General features: G+C 54.9%; 19 protein-coding genes. 4 read left to right on the forward strand and 15 right to left on the reverse strand.

Translation table 11 applies throughout. From position 1 onward, the window contains the following. Nucleotides 1-97 precede the first annotated feature (97 nt). The 3 genes from AS19_RS08610 to AS19_RS08620 form a co-directional block, all read right to left on the reverse strand. The gene (locus tag AS19_RS08610) at nucleotides 98-967 is read right to left on the reverse strand and encodes a class I SAM-dependent methyltransferase (RefSeq protein WP_046961943.1); all 870 of its coding nucleotides are present in this window, start codon (nucleotides 965-967) and stop codon (nucleotides 98-100) included. A 135-nt stretch (nucleotides 968-1,102) separates the two neighbouring features. Then, entirely contained in the window at nucleotides 1,103-1,954 is an 852-nt protein-coding gene (locus AS19_RS08615; RefSeq protein WP_046961944.1) for an ion transporter, read from the reverse strand. A gap of 117 nt (nucleotides 1,955-2,071) precedes the next feature. After that, nucleotides 2,072-2,485 (reverse strand): hypothetical protein, encoded by a 414-nt coding sequence (locus AS19_RS08620; RefSeq protein ID WP_011588950.1) that lies wholly within the window; start codon nucleotides 2,483-2,485, stop codon nucleotides 2,072-2,074. Between the two features lie 889 nt (nucleotides 2,486-3,374). On the opposite strand from AS19_RS08620, the gene AS19_RS08625 reads away from it, so the two are divergent. Continuing rightward, complete coding sequence (locus tag AS19_RS08625) at nucleotides 3,375-3,998, forward strand: GNAT family N-acetyltransferase (RefSeq protein WP_041705425.1); 624 nt, start codon at nucleotides 3,375-3,377, stop codon at nucleotides 3,996-3,998. A gap of 38 nt (nucleotides 3,999-4,036) precedes the next feature. On the opposite strand, the gene AS19_RS08630 is transcribed toward AS19_RS08625, so the two are convergent. Genes AS19_RS08630 through AS19_RS08670 form a run of 9 tightly spaced genes read right to left on the reverse strand, consistent with a single transcriptional unit; the run spans nucleotide 4,037 to nucleotide 10,246 of the window. Beyond that, nucleotides 4,037-4,579, reverse strand: a complete 543-nt coding sequence (locus tag AS19_RS08630) for a DUF3299 domain-containing protein (protein ID WP_051428764.1) — start codon at nucleotides 4,577-4,579, stop codon at nucleotides 4,037-4,039. A gap of 2 nt (nucleotides 4,580-4,581) precedes the next feature. Further along, nucleotides 4,582-5,820, reverse strand: coding sequence for an ABC transporter permease (locus AS19_RS08635; protein WP_046961946.1), 1,239 nt, complete (start codon nucleotides 5,818-5,820; stop codon nucleotides 4,582-4,584). Beyond that, complete coding sequence (locus AS19_RS08640) at nucleotides 5,810-6,517, reverse strand: ABC transporter ATP-binding protein (protein WP_011588955.1); 708 nt, start codon at nucleotides 6,515-6,517, stop codon at nucleotides 5,810-5,812. Before AS19_RS08640 ends, AS19_RS08635 begins: the two co-directional genes overlap by 11 nt. Before the next feature lie 7 nt (nucleotides 6,518-6,524). Continuing rightward, complete coding sequence (locus AS19_RS08645) at nucleotides 6,525-7,079, reverse strand: DUF2796 domain-containing protein (RefSeq protein WP_011588956.1); 555 nt, start codon at nucleotides 7,077-7,079, stop codon at nucleotides 6,525-6,527. Continuing rightward, nucleotides 7,057-7,461: a MerC domain-containing protein gene (locus tag AS19_RS08650; protein ID WP_011588957.1), complete on the reverse strand. Its 405-nt coding sequence runs from the start codon at nucleotides 7,459-7,461 to the stop codon at nucleotides 7,057-7,059. Before AS19_RS08650 ends, AS19_RS08645 begins: the two co-directional genes overlap by 23 nt. 25 nt (nucleotides 7,462-7,486) lie before the next feature. Next, a complete protein-coding gene (locus tag AS19_RS08655; RefSeq protein WP_011588958.1) occupies nucleotides 7,487-7,960 on the reverse strand; it encodes a transcriptional repressor in 474 nt (157 codons plus the stop codon). Between the two features lie 9 nt (nucleotides 7,961-7,969). Next, complete coding sequence (locus AS19_RS08660; protein ID WP_052753782.1) at nucleotides 7,970-8,596, reverse strand: DUF1826 domain-containing protein; 627 nt, start codon at nucleotides 8,594-8,596, stop codon at nucleotides 7,970-7,972. Beyond that, entirely contained in the window at nucleotides 8,596-9,819 is a 1,224-nt protein-coding gene (zigA, locus tag AS19_RS08665) for a zinc metallochaperone GTPase ZigA (RefSeq protein WP_046962327.1), read from the reverse strand. Before zigA ends, AS19_RS08660 begins: the two co-directional genes overlap by 1 nt. 4 nt (nucleotides 9,820-9,823) lie before the next feature. Beyond that, on the reverse strand, nucleotides 9,824-10,246 hold the full coding sequence (locus AS19_RS08670) for a TraR/DksA C4-type zinc finger protein (RefSeq protein WP_046961947.1): 423 nt from the start codon (nucleotides 10,244-10,246) through the stop codon (nucleotides 9,824-9,826). A 67-nt stretch (nucleotides 10,247-10,313) separates the two neighbouring features. Between AS19_RS08670 and AS19_RS08675 the strand changes: the two genes are divergently transcribed. The 3 genes from AS19_RS08675 to AS19_RS08685 are packed head-to-tail and all read left to right on the forward strand — an operon-like array spanning nucleotide 10,314 to nucleotide 12,407. Next, nucleotides 10,314-10,538: a hypothetical protein gene (locus AS19_RS08675; RefSeq protein WP_011588962.1), complete on the forward strand. Its 225-nt coding sequence runs from the start codon at nucleotides 10,314-10,316 to the stop codon at nucleotides 10,536-10,538. After that, nucleotides 10,535-11,095: a carbonate dehydratase gene (locus AS19_RS08680; RefSeq protein ID WP_011588963.1), complete on the forward strand. Its 561-nt coding sequence runs from the start codon at nucleotides 10,535-10,537 to the stop codon at nucleotides 11,093-11,095. The genes AS19_RS08675 and AS19_RS08680 overlap by 4 nt, the downstream gene beginning before the upstream one ends. Continuing rightward, nucleotides 11,085-12,407, forward strand: coding sequence for a dihydroorotase (locus AS19_RS08685; RefSeq protein WP_035461113.1), 1,323 nt, complete (start codon nucleotides 11,085-11,087; stop codon nucleotides 12,405-12,407). Before AS19_RS08680 ends, AS19_RS08685 begins: the two co-directional genes overlap by 11 nt. 106 nt (nucleotides 12,408-12,513) lie before the next feature. Here the strand turns inward: AS19_RS08685 and AS19_RS08690 are convergent, their stop codons facing one another. The 3 genes from AS19_RS08690 to AS19_RS08700 form a co-directional block, all read right to left on the reverse strand. Next, complete coding sequence (locus tag AS19_RS08690) at nucleotides 12,514-13,107, reverse strand: HAD family hydrolase (protein WP_011588965.1); 594 nt, start codon at nucleotides 13,105-13,107, stop codon at nucleotides 12,514-12,516. A 37-nt stretch (nucleotides 13,108-13,144) separates the two neighbouring features. Next, entirely contained in the window at nucleotides 13,145-14,152 is a 1,008-nt protein-coding gene (locus AS19_RS08695) for a hypothetical protein (RefSeq protein WP_046961948.1), read from the reverse strand. A 335-nt stretch (nucleotides 14,153-14,487) separates the two neighbouring features. After that, a complete protein-coding gene (locus tag AS19_RS08700; RefSeq protein ID WP_011588967.1) occupies nucleotides 14,488-15,198 on the reverse strand; it encodes a phosphoadenylyl-sulfate reductase in 711 nt (236 codons plus the stop codon). Nucleotides 15,199-15,216 lie beyond the last annotated feature (18 nt).

The following is a 15,216-nucleotide window of genomic DNA, read 5'->3' on the forward strand; positions in this document are numbered from 1 at the left end:
TTCAGGATTTTGATTCTGGTGTGCGCAAGAGAAATCGACGCAAAGGGCCGCGCCCCTGAGACGCAGCCACATGCCGTTCGTAGAGTGGCCTCTTATCTCACGATGCTTTTGCTTTGATCTGCCAGCAGGCAGCGTTGAATTTCACGGTATCACCGAACACAAAAGGCTCGAAGGCTTCTCTGACCACCGTAATAAGCTGTGCTTGGGTTTTTTCATCCAGACCGGGAAGAATGCGACCGAGCGGGCCGATGCGGGTGAAAAAACTCACCAGCTCGGTCTCGGGGAACGCACATTCGAAATCCAGCGGTTCAATGCTGATGTCGTGCCAACCTGCTGATTCAAGAATGCTCTCTACCCGTTGGGGGTCTGCAAATGCAAACTGCCCGGGCGCGTTCCGGTCTTGTTGCGGCAAGGTGACGATAGACTTGGCCGCCCGGCCAGCGGTAGTCATAAAGGGGGTTTCTTTCGGGGAGCGCCAGGAAAAAAACAACGCCGTGGCCTCTTTGCTAGCGGCGCGCCTGAGGTTTTGAAAGGCCCGCACGGGATCTTCGAAAAACATGATGCCAAAACGCGACACCAGCATGTCGAACAAGCCTTCTTGGAAATCATAGCGGGCGGCGTCGGCGCAGATAAACTCTGGGCCGGGTCCTTCCTTGTCCGCGCCATCCTGCTCACTAGCCTGTCGTGCGGCGTCGATCATTACCTCGGACACGTCCACGCCGGTGGCATAGCCCCCTTCTTGGGTATGGCGATGAATCGTGCGGGTTGTGCCACCGGTACCGCAGCCTATATCAAGAACATGGCGCGGGGATTGGGCCTGCACCGCTTCGGCCAGCAGCACTTCGATGGGCTTGAACAAATGATCAATCAGCTGCTGGGAAGCTACCCAGTTGCGCCCACCCATGGTTTTCCACAACGAGGACGGGTCTTCGGCTGTGTCTACAAATGTGGCGACAGGCTTACTCATGTTTACTCTCCGGCGTTCGGTCTCGGTTTATTTGTCAGCGAGCCACTTCACGTCGAGGTCACCTCAACTGAACAGCCCAGAAGACAACCGTGCACGACTCACAGAGCCGCTCCATGATAGGTAAATCGCCAACCTTTACTGGCCGGCCTTGCCCTGCTGGGCAGCTTCCAGCGCCACAATTTTTGCGTGCATTGCGCGCATAAGATCCAGCATTTCCTGGCGCTCATCGTGGGCAATCAGATTATTGGCTTCCCGCTCTGCACGCTGCTCGCTCTCATGTACTTCTTGGGTCGCGCTCACAATGATGGCAATAAACAGGTTGAGCACCATAAAGCTGGAAATGAGGATGAAGGGCACGAAGAAGATCCACGCTAGGGGATACACCTCCATAACAGGTCGGGCGATCCCCATAGACCAACTTTCCAGGGTCATAATCTGAAACAGGCTATAAATGCTGGCGCCCAAGCTGCCAAACCACTGCGGAAACGCTTCGCCGAACAGCTCGGTGCCCATCACTGCAAAGATGTAGAACATCATCAGTAGCAGCGCTGCGGTCCAACCGATACCGGGCAAGGCTTGCATCAAGGATTCCACCAGCATGCGCAGTCGTTTCACCGATGACAGCAGGCGCAACACCCGCAGGATGCGTAAACTCCGCAAGATAGCCAACGGCCCTGAGGCTGGCGTCAGGGAGATAGCGACGATCAGAAAGTCAAATACGTTCCAACCGGAACGGAAAAAGCGCGGACCAAAGGCAACCAACTTGAGTGCAATTTCCAGCGTGAAGGCGAACAAAATCACTTGGTTGACCAAGGTCAACCACCGCCCTACTCGCTCTTGCGCTACTGAGGACGTTTCCACTCCAAGAATAATGGCATTCAGGAGAATCAACGCGGTGATGCTATTCGCGAATAACGAAGAATTAAGCCAAGCACTCAGACGCTGGCGCCAAGCATTAGCGGGTACGGAGGAAGGCGTAGCCTGCATGGAAAATCACCGAAAAACTCAAGGAGCGGCGAGTATACCTGATGCAGGGCCAGTGATTGACACCGACACGCGATGAAGGAGGGTCTTCACCGCCATCGAAAGCCCCCAAAGGGAGCTTTACCGGTGCAGGCTAAATTGCATCCAGACTGCCAACCCCAAACCCCAAGCCGCATTCACGATTAAACCGCCCACGACCTTGGTGGCATTCACGTCCAATCCTTTCATAGGGAAAACCAGCAACATGGCCACCAGGGTCGGGCCAATGGCGCCAATAATCATGGCGCTAAGCCAAAATTTGATACCCTGCCAGCGGCGAATGATCAACCATACGGGCAAACCCCAAACACCCCCCCAGAATGCCAGAGAGAGCACTTGAGGAATGCCCAACGGCGGCACGGGCGTCATGTTCCAAGGAAACGTGGGGATAAGGCCGCCCAACCAAAACAATGCGAGGACGCCTTGATGGAACAACAGGGTGGCAATAAATCCACCGGTGAAAGCCTGCAGCCATTGTTGTTTGGTGTTGGTCATGGGGGTCTCCGTCGGGTTGCGCTATCGAGCAGATGCCGATTAGCGGATAGACGCTAGCATAGCTCACAACGTAGCGACGTGAGCGCCATAACCCTTCTTTATTGCACTCGTTATTACTTCAGGGGCGGTTGAAGCTTATATCTTAGAAGAGGCAACACACCCACAGGGCATGAAGGCGTTTTTTTGCGGGAGCTTAGCCATAACCCAGAAAACAAAAACCCCGGGCAAAGCCGGGGTAAACGCAGAAGCAGCAACAGAATTTAATTCTCGTGTTCGACGTAGCGAAGGTACAGAAAACGGCTTTTTGAAGACCCTCGCTGAGCCCCCCCCAATACCATCAGAATAGATCACCAGAAGAGAAACCGTTATTTCCACCTACAGCATCGTCAAAGCATTGCCTGTTATATGCCCAACGTCTGTAAGCCTCATCGTATTTTCCCATAGGAATTTAACTGTTTCGTGGAGCTGGCAATCTTGTACACACCGGCATCTGAGTCACCGCCGATGGCAAACGGGGGCGCGGGGAAATAACAAGAAAAGCCATCAATCGCGCATCATCCTCTAACGGATAAAAACTCGAAGAGTTCGGCCACGAGAAGAGGCCATTCGCAACGGGGTATTGGCTTCCCTGCTTGGTCGTGACGGCGCTTATATCCTGAAGGGAAGAATACCCACCGCACCCTGGTAGTAAGCTGCCATTCGGTGATTTAGCTGTGGCGGTTTGCAATGCAACCTGCGCACTCACTGGGAGCCTGCGCCTTTCTCGGCGGCGAACCCGCCAACGAACAAACCCGCCCAGCCTGAGCCATTCACTTAGGTGCGCCTAACAGGCTCACCGAAGCCCTAAGTTTACGGTATGCTCCGCCTGTCGCAGCCGGATATTTCAGATATGCCAACCACACAACCACCACTCAATGACCTTGCCCACGTGTTCAGCCGGGCCTTTTTTCATGACCCACTGTTTGAATACTTTTTTGCGGACCCGTCGCAACGGCAAGCACTGGCGTTCTTCACTTTTCGCTTTCTGGTCGCCCATGCTCGCCACAACGGTCAAGTAGACACCACGCCGCAGCCTGTCGATGACCATAATAGCCTTAATGGCGCCGCAGTCTGGTTGCCCTCGTCAGCCATTGAACACAGCGTAATTGATATGTTGCGTTTTGGTGCGGTGCGGGCGTTGTTCAAGCAAGGCCCCGGCGCCATAAAACGCCAAATGGTGGCTGCAGATGCCATGCAGGCAGTGCACCACCGGGTTCTCACCACCCCGCATATGTACCTGCTACTGCTGGGTATTGATCCCTCGCAGCAAGGGCGCGGGCTGTCCACACCGCTACTGCAACCCTCGCTAGACCTGTTCGATCAGCAAGGCTTGCCCTGCTATCTCGATACCCATAACCCGAACAATGTTTCTCTGTATCAACGGTTTGGGTTTGAGGTAGTGCATGAGGGCGATATCCCCGGCACGTCGGTACAACACTGGGCCATGTTGCGGCAGTGCAAATCGCGCGCCTAATACGCTGTTGTCATAAAGCGCATTAAAATAAGGCCGGGTTACTGGTCATAGCCAGTAAATGGCTCTGCGCTTTCTCCTTCCAGCACATAGCCGGCCGTGCCGTATTCCGTTTCTTGGCTGCTAACGGTAAGCGTTCCCGAGAGCCACATGGCATCCAGAGCCAGATCCAGCGGCACGCCCCGACCTTTCATTTTCACCAACACAATCTGATTGCGCGGCGGCGGAGGCGTGTGGATACAGGCGCCAAAATACGGTACTAGCAGGAACTCACGTACATATTCTTCATCGCCATCCAGCGGCACGCCGTAACCCGCCAAGCGCACGGCAGTATTGTCTAAGGACTGTTTCAGCGGCGCTTCGCGCCAGGCTTTATCGATGGCGTCTAACATTTTCTTGCCTCGAGCGTCGCCATCCGCAATGGAGTCAGGCGCTTGCTGTTCCCCATAAATATCATCGAAGAGAGTGTTATAAATCTCCGAGGGGTCATAACCCTCCGGCACTAGCGCCTCCCACTCGATCTCATTGGCCGCCATGGAAGACAGGCTCCAGCTAAAACAGAGCACAGCAAGCAAATAACGCATGATCAGTTCCTTGGGGTCAGGCCATCGGCCAAGCTATTACGGAAGGCCTTTTCTGCCGGGATCAGCCCTGCCATGGAGCCGGCGAGCAGAATAGCGCCAATGGCCGGTAATTCCCGCCACGCGAGAAAGTGTTCAGGAAGTCGCAACGACCATTCAGCCAGCGCCATCGGCGCTAACCCCCATTGCGCCAAAAATAACACCCCCAGACCCAACAAGCAGCCCAACACGGTAAGACACAGGCTTTCACCGACGATTACCGTATACACGGCCAGCCGCCCGGCACCTGTCGCCCGCAGGACAGCGATTTCATGGCGGCGCCCTTCCAGCGCCGCCAGCACCGTGGACACCAGCACCAGCAAAGCGACCACCAGCACCGCCAGCGATGTGGCGCGCAGGGCATTTTCGCCGGCGGCAGTGATTCGCCACAACCGCTGCAATTGCACGCCGGGAATAATGGCCGTAAGCGGCTCGCGCTCATAACGGGACAACTCCCGCTGCAAGCTCAACACGGCCAGGCGGCGTTTCAATCCCAACATGACCGCATTCACTGAATCGGGTTTATCCCGTGCTTGGCCTAGCATGGGAGGCAGGCCCGACCTATACGCGCCCCCGCGATGAATCACCGCCATGCCTTCCAGAGAGATATGCACGCTTTGATCCACAGGGGTGCCGGTGGGCGCGAGAATACCGACCACCGTAAACGGGTGGTTATCATGTTCCACAATGGCCGGCCCGCTGGCACCGTGAGCCAACACAATGTGCTCACCCTGCTGATAGCCAAGCCGGGCAGCCACGGCACTGCCAAGCACGGCTTGATCCGCCCGAGCAAACCAAGCGCCGCTTTGCAGGGCCAAGCGCTGATCTCGGCCATAACGGTAATGCGCTAAATAACTGTCGTTGGTGGCCACCACCGGATAACCACGATGGGAATCACCCAAGGCAATGGGAATCCACCACTTCACATCCGGGTGGTCAGCCAAATGTTCCACCGTCTTCCAGCTAATACCTGCAGTGGGATCACTGAGCCGGAAGACGCTGTAGAGCAAAATGTTCATCGGCCCACCACGGGCGCTGACGATCAAATCTGTACCCGAAATGGTACTGGAGAAATTGGCACGCACCTGATGCCGTACCCGATCTATGCCGATGATCATCAGCACACTCAGGCCAATGGCAGCAACGATCAATAGCGCTGATGTTCGCCGGGTTTTCAGGGAGGCAAGCATCACCTTAGCTAGCATGGTTTGCCTCCCCTGCCAGGTGGGCAAAATCCACACTGCGTTGAAAATGATCGCCCACCTGTTTGTCGTGGCTAACCATCAGCAAGGCACTGCCAGACTGTTCGCACAGTTCACACAGTAATGTAAGCAAAATATCGCGGCTGTGGTTATCCAACGCGGAGGTGGGTTCATCGGCAATAATGAGGTCCGGTTTACCGAACAAAGCACGGGCTGCGGCCACCCGCTGTTGCTGCCCGAAAGACAACTGCCACGCGGGCAGAGTAACGGTGCTGTCATCTAAGCCCAGCCGAGCCAGCAAAGCCCGGGCAGTGGATTGTCTATGGGCCTTACTGCGAATCCCTTCCCGGTCACAACGCTGACGGGAGAAACCGGCAGCCAAGCACACGTTGTCCACGGCATTTAGGTAAGGAAGCAAATTAAAGGCCTGAAAAATCACCCCCAGGTGATCGGCGCGAAATGCATCTCGGCGGCGCTGGGGCAACGAGGAAAAGGGCTGGCCTGCAATGTGGATACGGCCACGCTGCACCGGACGAATGCCGGTAATCAAGGACAACAAGGTGCTCTTGCCACAACCACTGGGGCCATGGAGCAACACACGTTCTCCCGCCTGCAGGGAAAAATGCGGCACCTGCAGAAAGGCCCGCAGGTCGCCGGGATGGCGGTATTCCAGCTCGTTGAGCTCCAGTACCAAACCCACTACGGCCTTACTCCACGAGTATTCGAGTTTGACCCGGAGCCAGACGCGAAGCGCTCTGGACGGCCGGTAACAACAGCACCACGTCTGTGGTCAGGCTCGAAAAGGTACTAAGAAACGGCAGATCTACGGCTTGCAGCTGCTGAGGGGCCTCGCAGGCAAACGTCCATTCGTGGACGATGTCCTGATGATGATTGACCGCTTCATGGGAATCATCATCGTGGTCATGGTCATCACGATCATGCGCCTTACTTTCCGGAAACAAATCGGCTACGGAACGAGAGGACACATTGATCAATTCACACAGGGCAGCTGCAGACGGCTGAGGTTCTATAACCTGTGCCAAGCGCTTGCTGTAACGCAATCGCGCTGAGGCATCGGCCGGTGGCTGCTCGCTACCGAAAATATCCATCAACGGCGCCCGGAAACTAACGGTTAACTGATCGCCTTCGAGTACAACCGCCGCCTCGGCATGACCATGCTGATGCACATCTGCTGCGAAGCCAGCCACACTCAATGGCAGTAATAGAGCGGCCAGCCACTTAGGTTGCATAGGGTTTTTCATGATTTATCTCGCAGTCATTGCAGCCTCGAATATTGCCCACATGGGTTCCCACCAAACAGAGTCCGATCAGAACTGTCAGCAATGGTTCCCAAAAAGTGCCGTGCATAGCATGTTCAAAAACGGTTAGCAGACACAACCCCGCCAAGGCTAATACGCCTGGAACCAAGACGGAAAGACGACGATGTCGCCGGTAACCTACGCCAATGGCGAGCAGGCTTACCGGCACTATGATGGCCAGCATGACCAAGTGAAATATTTCATCCACACTGCCAAACGCGGATAACAATCCGATGGCAAAGAGCCCCGCCACGCTGGCGACGCAGTGAATCATGCAGAGGCTAGACAGGCCGATAGCCATCACGTCTAGGCGAAAACGTTGCATTACTGTCTCCCGAGAAGAGTGTTGTTTAGCTGCCCGCTAGCGATGCGCAATCGGCACAACGGCCATGCACTTCCAACAGCGGTTCTTGCTGAATTACAAAACCCACTTCATCCAGGGTGTGTTGTAATTCGTCAACAGCGGCCCCCGCCATGGGGGTTTCCTGAACGCCACCACACTGATCACATAACAAGAACACCGTTCCGCGATGGCCGTGTTGGCAGGTAATGTGATCACAGGCCAGATACTGGTTGGTGGAGCTAAGCCGGTGGGCCAACCCTTGCTGAACCAGAAAATCCAGCGCTCGATAAATCGTGGGCGGCTGTGCATTGCTCTGATAGCGGGCTTTGAACTGGTCGAGTAGCTGATAGGCACTTTGCGGGGTTTTTTGCTCCAGTATTAGCGCCATAACTTGTTTGCGCTGGGGGGTCATGCGCACACCCAGCTTTCGACATTGCTGCTCAGCGCTATTAAGAATCTGCTCTGTTCGACTCACTGCCATGTTCTCAGCCTAAATATCCAGAGTGATCAACAACCGCTGCTGACCGGGAGACATGGGCGGGGACCGGTGGACCACGCCTGCCCCCGGATTATCCCGCCATGACTCGCCTTTGAACAGCGCCACCTGCCCGGCCTCAAGTTGCTTGACGTTTTCTTGCTGAAAAAGCAAAGGCTGGTTACTGCCAGGCGAGAGCAATTGATCGTCCACGCAATCAAACGGCAGCCACTGACTGCCCTGGCCGCCATAGGTGCACAATAACCGAACCGGAATTCGGTCCACATGAAAGCGTGGGCACATAGGCGCTTGCAAAGCCGTAACACGTAACCCTAGGCCAGACACGCCAAATAGACACGCAGTCATGTCGGCAAGCAAAACTAGATCGTCCCGCAACGCCCCATAGCGCTCATCCGGAAGCATTCGCTCGATAGCCCCCTCAAGCTGAGAAAGCTCAAGCCAGTGTTTTAGTGCCAGCCGTTGTTGGCAGGCCAACGCTACCACGTCCTGGCCCACAGGACTGGGACGATCCCAGACGGCCACCTCCATATCATCCTGAACGATGTCCGCCAGCACCGCTGCATCTGGCGAACAATGCCATTGCGACGTAGTAATCTCCGCTTGCGCCACTGCCATCGTCATCACCCCGCCATCTCCCATTGCGGAAACGGATCATCCAACTGTTCCCAAAGCGCCTTACCTTGGAGCATTTCTGCTTCCGTCAACAAACAGGCATCCAGCGCTTGGCGAGTTGCCTCTGGTTGCAGGTTGTGGCCGATAAACACCAACTCCTGGCGCATATCACCAAACGGTTCTTGCCACTTTTCCATGATCAAGGCCCGGTATTCCTCGTCAGTGGGCCACTGTTGTTCCGGCACGGTTTTCCAGAACATGCCCGCCGGGCCGTGATGAACAACATCGCCCGCCTGGCTCCAGTTACCCGCAAATTGGGGCCGACTGGCCAACCAGAAAAAACCCTTTGAACGTAACAACGTGCCGTAGGGCCAAGGCTGTTGCAAAAAGTCCCAGAAACGTTGCGGGTGAAACGGGCGACGAGCTTCATAGGTGAAACTGCTGATGCCGTATTCCTCAGTTTCGGGCAAATGTTCGCCACGCATTTCTTTTAACCACCCCGGCCCCTGCTGGGCTTTTTCAAAGTCGAACAGGCCGGTGTTAAGCACATCATCCAGCGGCACCGCACCGTGGCTAATCGGTAGAATACGAGCATCCGGATTCAACAACCGCAAGGTGGCTTGCAGAGCATCGAGCTCCTTTTTCGTGGCCAAATCCGTCTTGCTGATCAGGATCACATCAGAGAATTCCACCTGTTCCACCAGGAGATCCACCACATTGCGGTGATCTTCTTCGCCCAGGTTTTCTGCCTCTTGCTGGAGCGTACGGCAACTATTGTAATCGCGGAGAAAGTTAACCCCATCCACCACTGTGACCATGGTGTCCAGCCGTGCTACAGAAGATAGCCCTTCACCGTTTTCGTCTTCGAAGGTAAAGGTTTCTGCCACAGGCAAAGGCTCAGATATCCCTGTGGATTCGATAACCAAGTAATCGAAGCTCCCTTCTCTGGCCAGCCGATCCACTTCCACCAACAAATCCTCGCGCAGGGTGCAACAGATGCAACCATTGCTCATTTCCACCAGTTTCTCTTCTGCCCGATTGAGAGAAACGTTCTGATTGACCAGCGCAGCATCAATATTGATTTCACTCATATCGTTAACGATAACGGCAACCCGCAGCCCGCTTCGATTGTTAAGAATATGGTTCAGCACCGTGGTTTTTCCGGCACCCAGGAACCCTGACAATACGGTAACGGGAAGCTGGCGAATGGGATTGATTTGCTGGCCTGTCATGTCTTTATCCGGTTCGTTGATGGGCATAGTGGCGTTCATTTTGTTCAAGGCGAGCCTTCACCTCGGCACAGTATTCCGTGGTGGGGCGAGCGAGCAAACGCGGTAAACCAATAGGATCACCGCTGATTTTGCAGTAACCGTAGTCTCCGTTTTGCAGCCGCCTCAACGCACCGCGTATTTTTCCCAACAAGGCCTGCTGGCGCGCCATAAAACGTAGCTGGTGACGGCACGTCTCTTCTTCTACAGCCGCATCCAGTGGGTCTGCCTGGGCCGGTGTCTGCAGATTTTTTCTAGCGTTGCCAAGGTGTTGTTCGCACTCTAGAGCCAGAGCAAGGAGACGTTTGCGGAAAAACTCCCGCTGGCTCGCATTCATGTACTGCGACGCTGTCATCGCCAACAACGCCTCTTCACTAATGGTATGAGGCATGATGCTCTCCTTTTATGTTATGTTATAACATTGCATCAATAATCAACAACCTTCGTGGAGAAGAACCGTGAATTTGCCCCTGCCCGGCTCCTACACCGAATGGCGACACTGCATTACCGAAATATGCGGGATCCCTCTTGGCGAGAGTTTTATCCGCGAAAGGCTGATTGCTTTAGACGACGACAATGACCACATGACCCGCAAGTTCATTGAGCTTTACGGCCGTGAGCACTGGAAACAGACGAAAACCTGGTTTAACCAGGCACTGAAAGACGAAGGAAGAAACAAATGATTCGTAAAAACCCTAATGGTGACTTGCCGGATATTCATCCGGACGCCTTCGTCGACCCTACCGCTATCATCTGTGGCAAAGTCATCGTAAGTCGCCATGTCTTTATCGGCCCCTACGCCGTCATTCGAGCGGACGAAACGGATGATCAAGGCAATCTTCACCCCATTCTCATTGGCGAAGGAACCAACATTCAGGATGGCGTCGTCATGCACTCCAAGGATGGAGGCCCCATCACGATTGGTAAGCACAGCTCTATTGCCCATCGAGCCATCGTGCATGGCCCCTGTGAGGTGGGAGACAGCGTTTTTGTAGGCTTCAACAGCGTGCTTTTCAACTGCACTATCGGCGACGGCTGCGCCATTCGTCACAATGCGGTTATCGACGGCATGACGCTTCCCGCAAATTTTTATATCCCATCCACCAGCCGTATCGGACCCGACACGGATCTCAGCCTCATTCCCCGTGTGAGCCAAGACATCACCGCGTTTTCAGAAAGTGTATCCGATACCAATCAGCAACTCGTTCAGGGCTATAAAAGGATTCAAAATGAACTGTGAAAACAGCTCTAGCCTATTAATCAAAGGTGCCACGGTCCTGTTGCCTGGTGGCCCTGAAGAAACCGATGTGGCCTGTCGTGATGGCCGCATTGTGGCTATTGGCGAGCCCTTTCAGGCAGACACGATCTTCGAGGCCCGCGGCTTACACCTCTTACCCGGTGCCGTGGATTCCCAAGTCCATTTCCGCGAACCGGGCATGACACACAAGGAAACGCTGGAAGCTGGCACACGCGGTGCCATTATCGGCGGCATCACTAGTGTCTTCGAGATGCCTAACACTCAGCCCTTAACGCTCTACGCGGAAGATTTGCAGGCCAAAATTGCCATTGCAGAACGGGATGCCTGGTGCAATTACGCCTTTTATATCGGCGGGTCCGCCGCCAATGCCGAGCAGCTGGCAGAACTGGAATGTTTACCCGCCTGCAGCGGTGTAAAAATTTTTATGGGCAGTTCATTTGGCGATTTGCTCGCCGATAGCGATGACGTGTTACGCAATATACTCCGCCATGGTCGCCGGCGAGTGGCGGTTCATGCTGAAGACGAAGCCCGCTTACTGTCTCGCCGACACCTTGCTGAAGAAGCAGCAAACCCTGTAGCCCACCCCGTTTGGCGCGATGAAAACAGCGCCCTGTTAGCCACTCATCGCATTGTCGCACTGGCAGCAGAAGCTGGCCGCCCCCTACATGTGCTGCACATATCTACCGCCGAGGAGATGGCGTTCTTGCAACATCACAAGTCCAGCGTGTCGGTAGAGGTGCTGCCCCAACATCTCACTCTATCGGCACCGGAGTGCTACGAACGGCTCGGCACGCTGGCACAGATGAATCCTCCGATCCGCGATCAACGCCACCAAGATGCGCTCTGGAAAGCGGTACAAAACGGTATCGTGGATGTCATCGGCAGCGACCACGCCCCCCATACTCGAGAAGAAAAACAGCGACCCTATCCGAATTCACCCAGCGGCATGACCGGAACCCAAACACTGCTACCCTTGATGCTCAATCATGTTAACCAGGGACGACTCAGCCTCCCGCGATTAGTGGATATGGTATGCGCAGGACCTGCGCGGCTGTTCGGCATGGCTGGCAAAGGGCGAATTGCGGTGGGGTACGATGCTGATTTGACCTTAGTAGACATGCAGCGTAAACAAGCGGTGGATGACCGCAAACTGGCCTCACCTTCAGGCTGGAGCGCCTACGATGGCATGATGCTGCAAGGCTGGCCTTCGGCCACGATTATTGCAGGGCAAATTGTCATGCTCGACGAGCAGGTCATCGGCAGCCCAGCAGGAAAACCGCTCAGGTTTCTATAACGGGCACAGGCAGTTAAAAATACCCCTCAAAAACAACACTCACGTGGATGATGAAAAGGATTTCGCGTTCTCTGGAGTTTGGCGCCAAGCGGCCCGCGGTTAAAATTCACCCTATCAACAGTTCATCAAACCGGCGGATAACCCGGTCCGCAAGATAGCCATGGGTATTGAGGCCGTCCATGTCCAAGTAAACCCCAACCATGCCAGCATTGCGCGCTGCCAGCAGGTCATATTTAAAATCCCCTACGTAGGCAATGGTGGCAGGCGCCATATTCCATTCACGGGCAATAGCGAGCAGCCCGTCTGGAGCCGGCTTGGGCGCAGCATCCTCCCTTGCCAGCACACGCTCCACAGGAATATTCAGCCGTGAAACGGTGAGCTCGGCAATGACACGCGCATTACGGGTAAGAATAGCCGTAGGAATACCCATTACCGACAATTGTTCAAGGCAGGATTCTGCGCCGGGTATCCAGGTGGCCCGTTGCGCCCCTTCACGCTCATATTCAAGCACCACAGCGTGAGCGGCTGCCTGCTCACGCTGTGGTAACGTGTCGATAAATTCCAGAACACCTACATCTTCCGGGCAACGAAGAGCCTTACGGATGGCAGCAAAGTCCAGACGAGAATCGACTAGGGTGCCATCCAGATCAAAAATAATGCCATTGAACATCGTCTGAGGAGTCGCTGCTGACAACGTCATCGCACGCTCCAGCCTGCCATTGGCAATGGTGAACACACTATTGGCACGGCCAATCCTCCATTAACGCCTCACCACCCGAAGCCATGGCGATAATCTGCCGGTCGCTGTTGAGCGTGTATTGAAGACCTTTCTTGCCTCGTACTTGCCAGTACACCGCCTTAATCGGCGATACCCCTGGCCCGGCCTCCGAGGTCTCCTCCAACACGCCCTCATAGAGTGCGTATAAGGGTAGTGATTCGCCCAACGCCACATTGCTGTGGGTACGAATATCCGAAGGCGGCGTGACCTCCCATCGGGTAATACGATTGTTTCTGAACTGGGCGGATAGCCCCGCGGGCCACATCGCACTGCGCACACGGCCACAGCTACCTTGCCCTGCAATAATATCCAGCGGCGCCTTGCTGGTCGCCTGCGCACTGGACAAGGTATCGCCAACACAAACCGAACCGTAACAGCCCGGCGACAAGCGTTGCAGCGGCTGCTCACTATCCAACGTTAAAGTCACTGTCAGCTCTACCGTCATTGGGTCATCGCCACTTTCCGGTTGGCCAATGTGAGCAAGGTAATCGCTGACAAGATCTGGCGCCGTATGCGCACCACTTGCTGGAGAAGAAAAGCCCCCACGAAAGGTGACACACAGTTGCTCGGCACGGGCATGATCCCCTGACAACAACGCCCTGGAGGCCGCAGTGATCCCAGAACACACCACCGGCTCCACCGCTCGCTGCCAAGTGTCTGGATACCCACTGTCATCGCAATACTCATGGGAAAAATTGAGCATACAGTGATGAGGAACGATCTTGTGAGTAAGAATGGTAAGGCCAATGTCTTGCCCAGCCTGGGCCAACAATGCCTCACCGTAGTCCGCGCCCATATAACGGAAATAGGCCATTTCCCAGCCTACATTGGTGCGCAAATCTAAACGTAAACCGGCAGATGACGGCCCCAATGCCGGCGCAGCCATCCCATTCGTTGACATCAACAGTACCAAGCTAACCAACAACGTCCTCCGCCAACGCTGCGCTTGCTGTACCCATCGCTTCATGCTTTCCCCCTATAGCTCTAGACACCGAGACCCGGCTCCCAGGTGTTACTCATAAGAAAAGCAAATTCTGCCGACCGAGGCCAGCCCATTCTTCAACCACAGGCTAGCCAACGCAGTGTAAGGCCCCATACACACAGGCGTTACTACAATGGGCAATACATGCTGAGGGTTCTTTTCAGGAAGTAATCGGGAGGGCTAGGCTGTAGATGCCCGGCATGATGTTAAGACATAGCAGGTTTGCGGAAGGGTAAGGCGTGTATAGCAACCTAAACACCCGCTGTTAAACGAGACTTACCCCTTCACCGAAGTTTGCGTAGCTGGCTATTCGCGCACGGCTACATATGAATACCGCACTCGGTTTTTTTGTTGCCCTTCCAGCGCCCTTCGCGGCCTTCGCCCTTGAAGGTGCAGTGGCTGCACCCGATGGAGTCAAACCCTTGGGCCACCAGTGGGTGAAACGGCAGGTCGTGCTCCTTAATATAGGCGTCACGCTGTTCCTTGGTGACATCAATCATCGGGTTGAACTTGATCATGCCACGACGCTCTTCAAACACCTCCAGACCGGCACGGTGTTCGGTTTGCCAACCCATCAGACTGGAAATCCACAGATCGTAGTTTTCCTTGGCTTCTTCCAACGGATTAACCTTGTTCACCTGGCAGCACAAGTCCGGATCCGTTTCCCACATACGATTTTCTTGGGATACCTGGTGGTGATCCGGATCCGGCGTCACATCGACCACATTCAGGCCAAATCGCTCGATCAGGTAATCCTTGTACTTCAGGGTATCCGCAAAGTGATAACCGGTATCAATAAAATGCACCGATTGCTGAGGACGGATGGTAGAGATGATGTGCAGAAAATAAGCCGACGTCGCGGCAAAAGACGAAGTCACCATGATCCGATCCGGCGCAAAGTCTTCGTAGACACGGCGAATGCGCTCCGCAAAGCTCAGCGGACGATAGACACGATTCAGCTCCTCCAACGCCTCTTTGGACAAGCCAACGGTATTGTCACCAAATCGTGTAATCAGCTGTGCATTACCCATGATCTGCAGCACCTCAAA

This window comes from Alcanivorax sp. NBRC 101098 (assembly GCF_001010505.1).
Taxonomy (GTDB): Bacteria; Pseudomonadota; Gammaproteobacteria; order Pseudomonadales; family Alcanivoracaceae; genus Alcanivorax; species Alcanivorax borkumensis.

Bases quoted from the DNA above. Each gene is read 5' to 3' on its own strand.
- AS19_RS08670 (WP_046961947.1), bottom strand. From the start codon at position 10,246: ATGCCTCATACCATTAGTGAAGAGGCGTTGTTGGCGATGACAGCGTCG.
- AS19_RS08610 (WP_046961943.1), bottom strand. From the start codon at position 967: ATGAGTAAGCCTGTCGCCACATTTGTAGACACAGCCGAAGACCCGTCC.
- AS19_RS08645 (WP_011588956.1), bottom strand. From the start codon at position 7,079: ATGAAAAACCCTATGCAACCTAAGTGGCTGGCCGCTCTATTACTGCCA.
- AS19_RS08660 (WP_052753782.1), bottom strand. From the start codon at position 8,596: ATGACGATGGCAGTGGCGCAAGCGGAGATTACTACGTCGCAATGGCAT.
- AS19_RS08690 (WP_011588965.1), bottom strand. From the start codon at position 13,107: ATGACGTTGTCAGCAGCGACTCCTCAGACGATGTTCAATGGCATTATT.
- AS19_RS08695 (WP_046961948.1), bottom strand. From the start codon at position 14,152: ATGAAGCGATGGGTACAGCAAGCGCAGCGTTGGCGGAGGACGTTGTTG.
- AS19_RS08630 (WP_051428764.1), bottom strand. From the start codon at position 4,579: ATGCGTTATTTGCTTGCTGTGCTCTGTTTTAGCTGGAGCCTGTCTTCC.
- zigA (WP_046962327.1), bottom strand. From the start codon at position 9,819: ATGACAGGCCAGCAAATCAATCCCATTCGCCAGCTTCCCGTTACCGTA.
- AS19_RS08635 (WP_046961946.1), bottom strand. From the start codon at position 5,820: ATGCTAGCTAAGGTGATGCTTGCCTCCCTGAAAACCCGGCGAACATCA.
- AS19_RS08615 (WP_046961944.1), bottom strand. From the start codon at position 1,954: ATGCAGGCTACGCCTTCCTCCGTACCCGCTAATGCTTGGCGCCAGCGT.
- AS19_RS08620 (WP_011588950.1), bottom strand. From the start codon at position 2,485: ATGACCAACACCAAACAACAATGGCTGCAGGCTTTCACCGGTGGATTT.
- AS19_RS08685 (WP_035461113.1), top strand. From the start codon at position 11,085: ATGAACTGTGAAAACAGCTCTAGCCTATTAATCAAAGGTGCCACGGTC.
- AS19_RS08700 (WP_011588967.1), bottom strand. From the start codon at position 15,198: ATGGGTAATGCACAGCTGATTACACGATTTGGTGACAATACCGTTGGC.
- AS19_RS08625 (WP_041705425.1), top strand. From the start codon at position 3,375: ATGCCAACCACACAACCACCACTCAATGACCTTGCCCACGTGTTCAGC.
- AS19_RS08650 (WP_011588957.1), bottom strand. From the start codon at position 7,461: ATGCAACGTTTTCGCCTAGACGTGATGGCTATCGGCCTGTCTAGCCTC.
- AS19_RS08655 (WP_011588958.1), bottom strand. From the start codon at position 7,960: ATGGCAGTGAGTCGAACAGAGCAGATTCTTAATAGCGCTGAGCAGCAA.
- AS19_RS08680 (WP_011588963.1), top strand. From the start codon at position 10,535: ATGATTCGTAAAAACCCTAATGGTGACTTGCCGGATATTCATCCGGAC.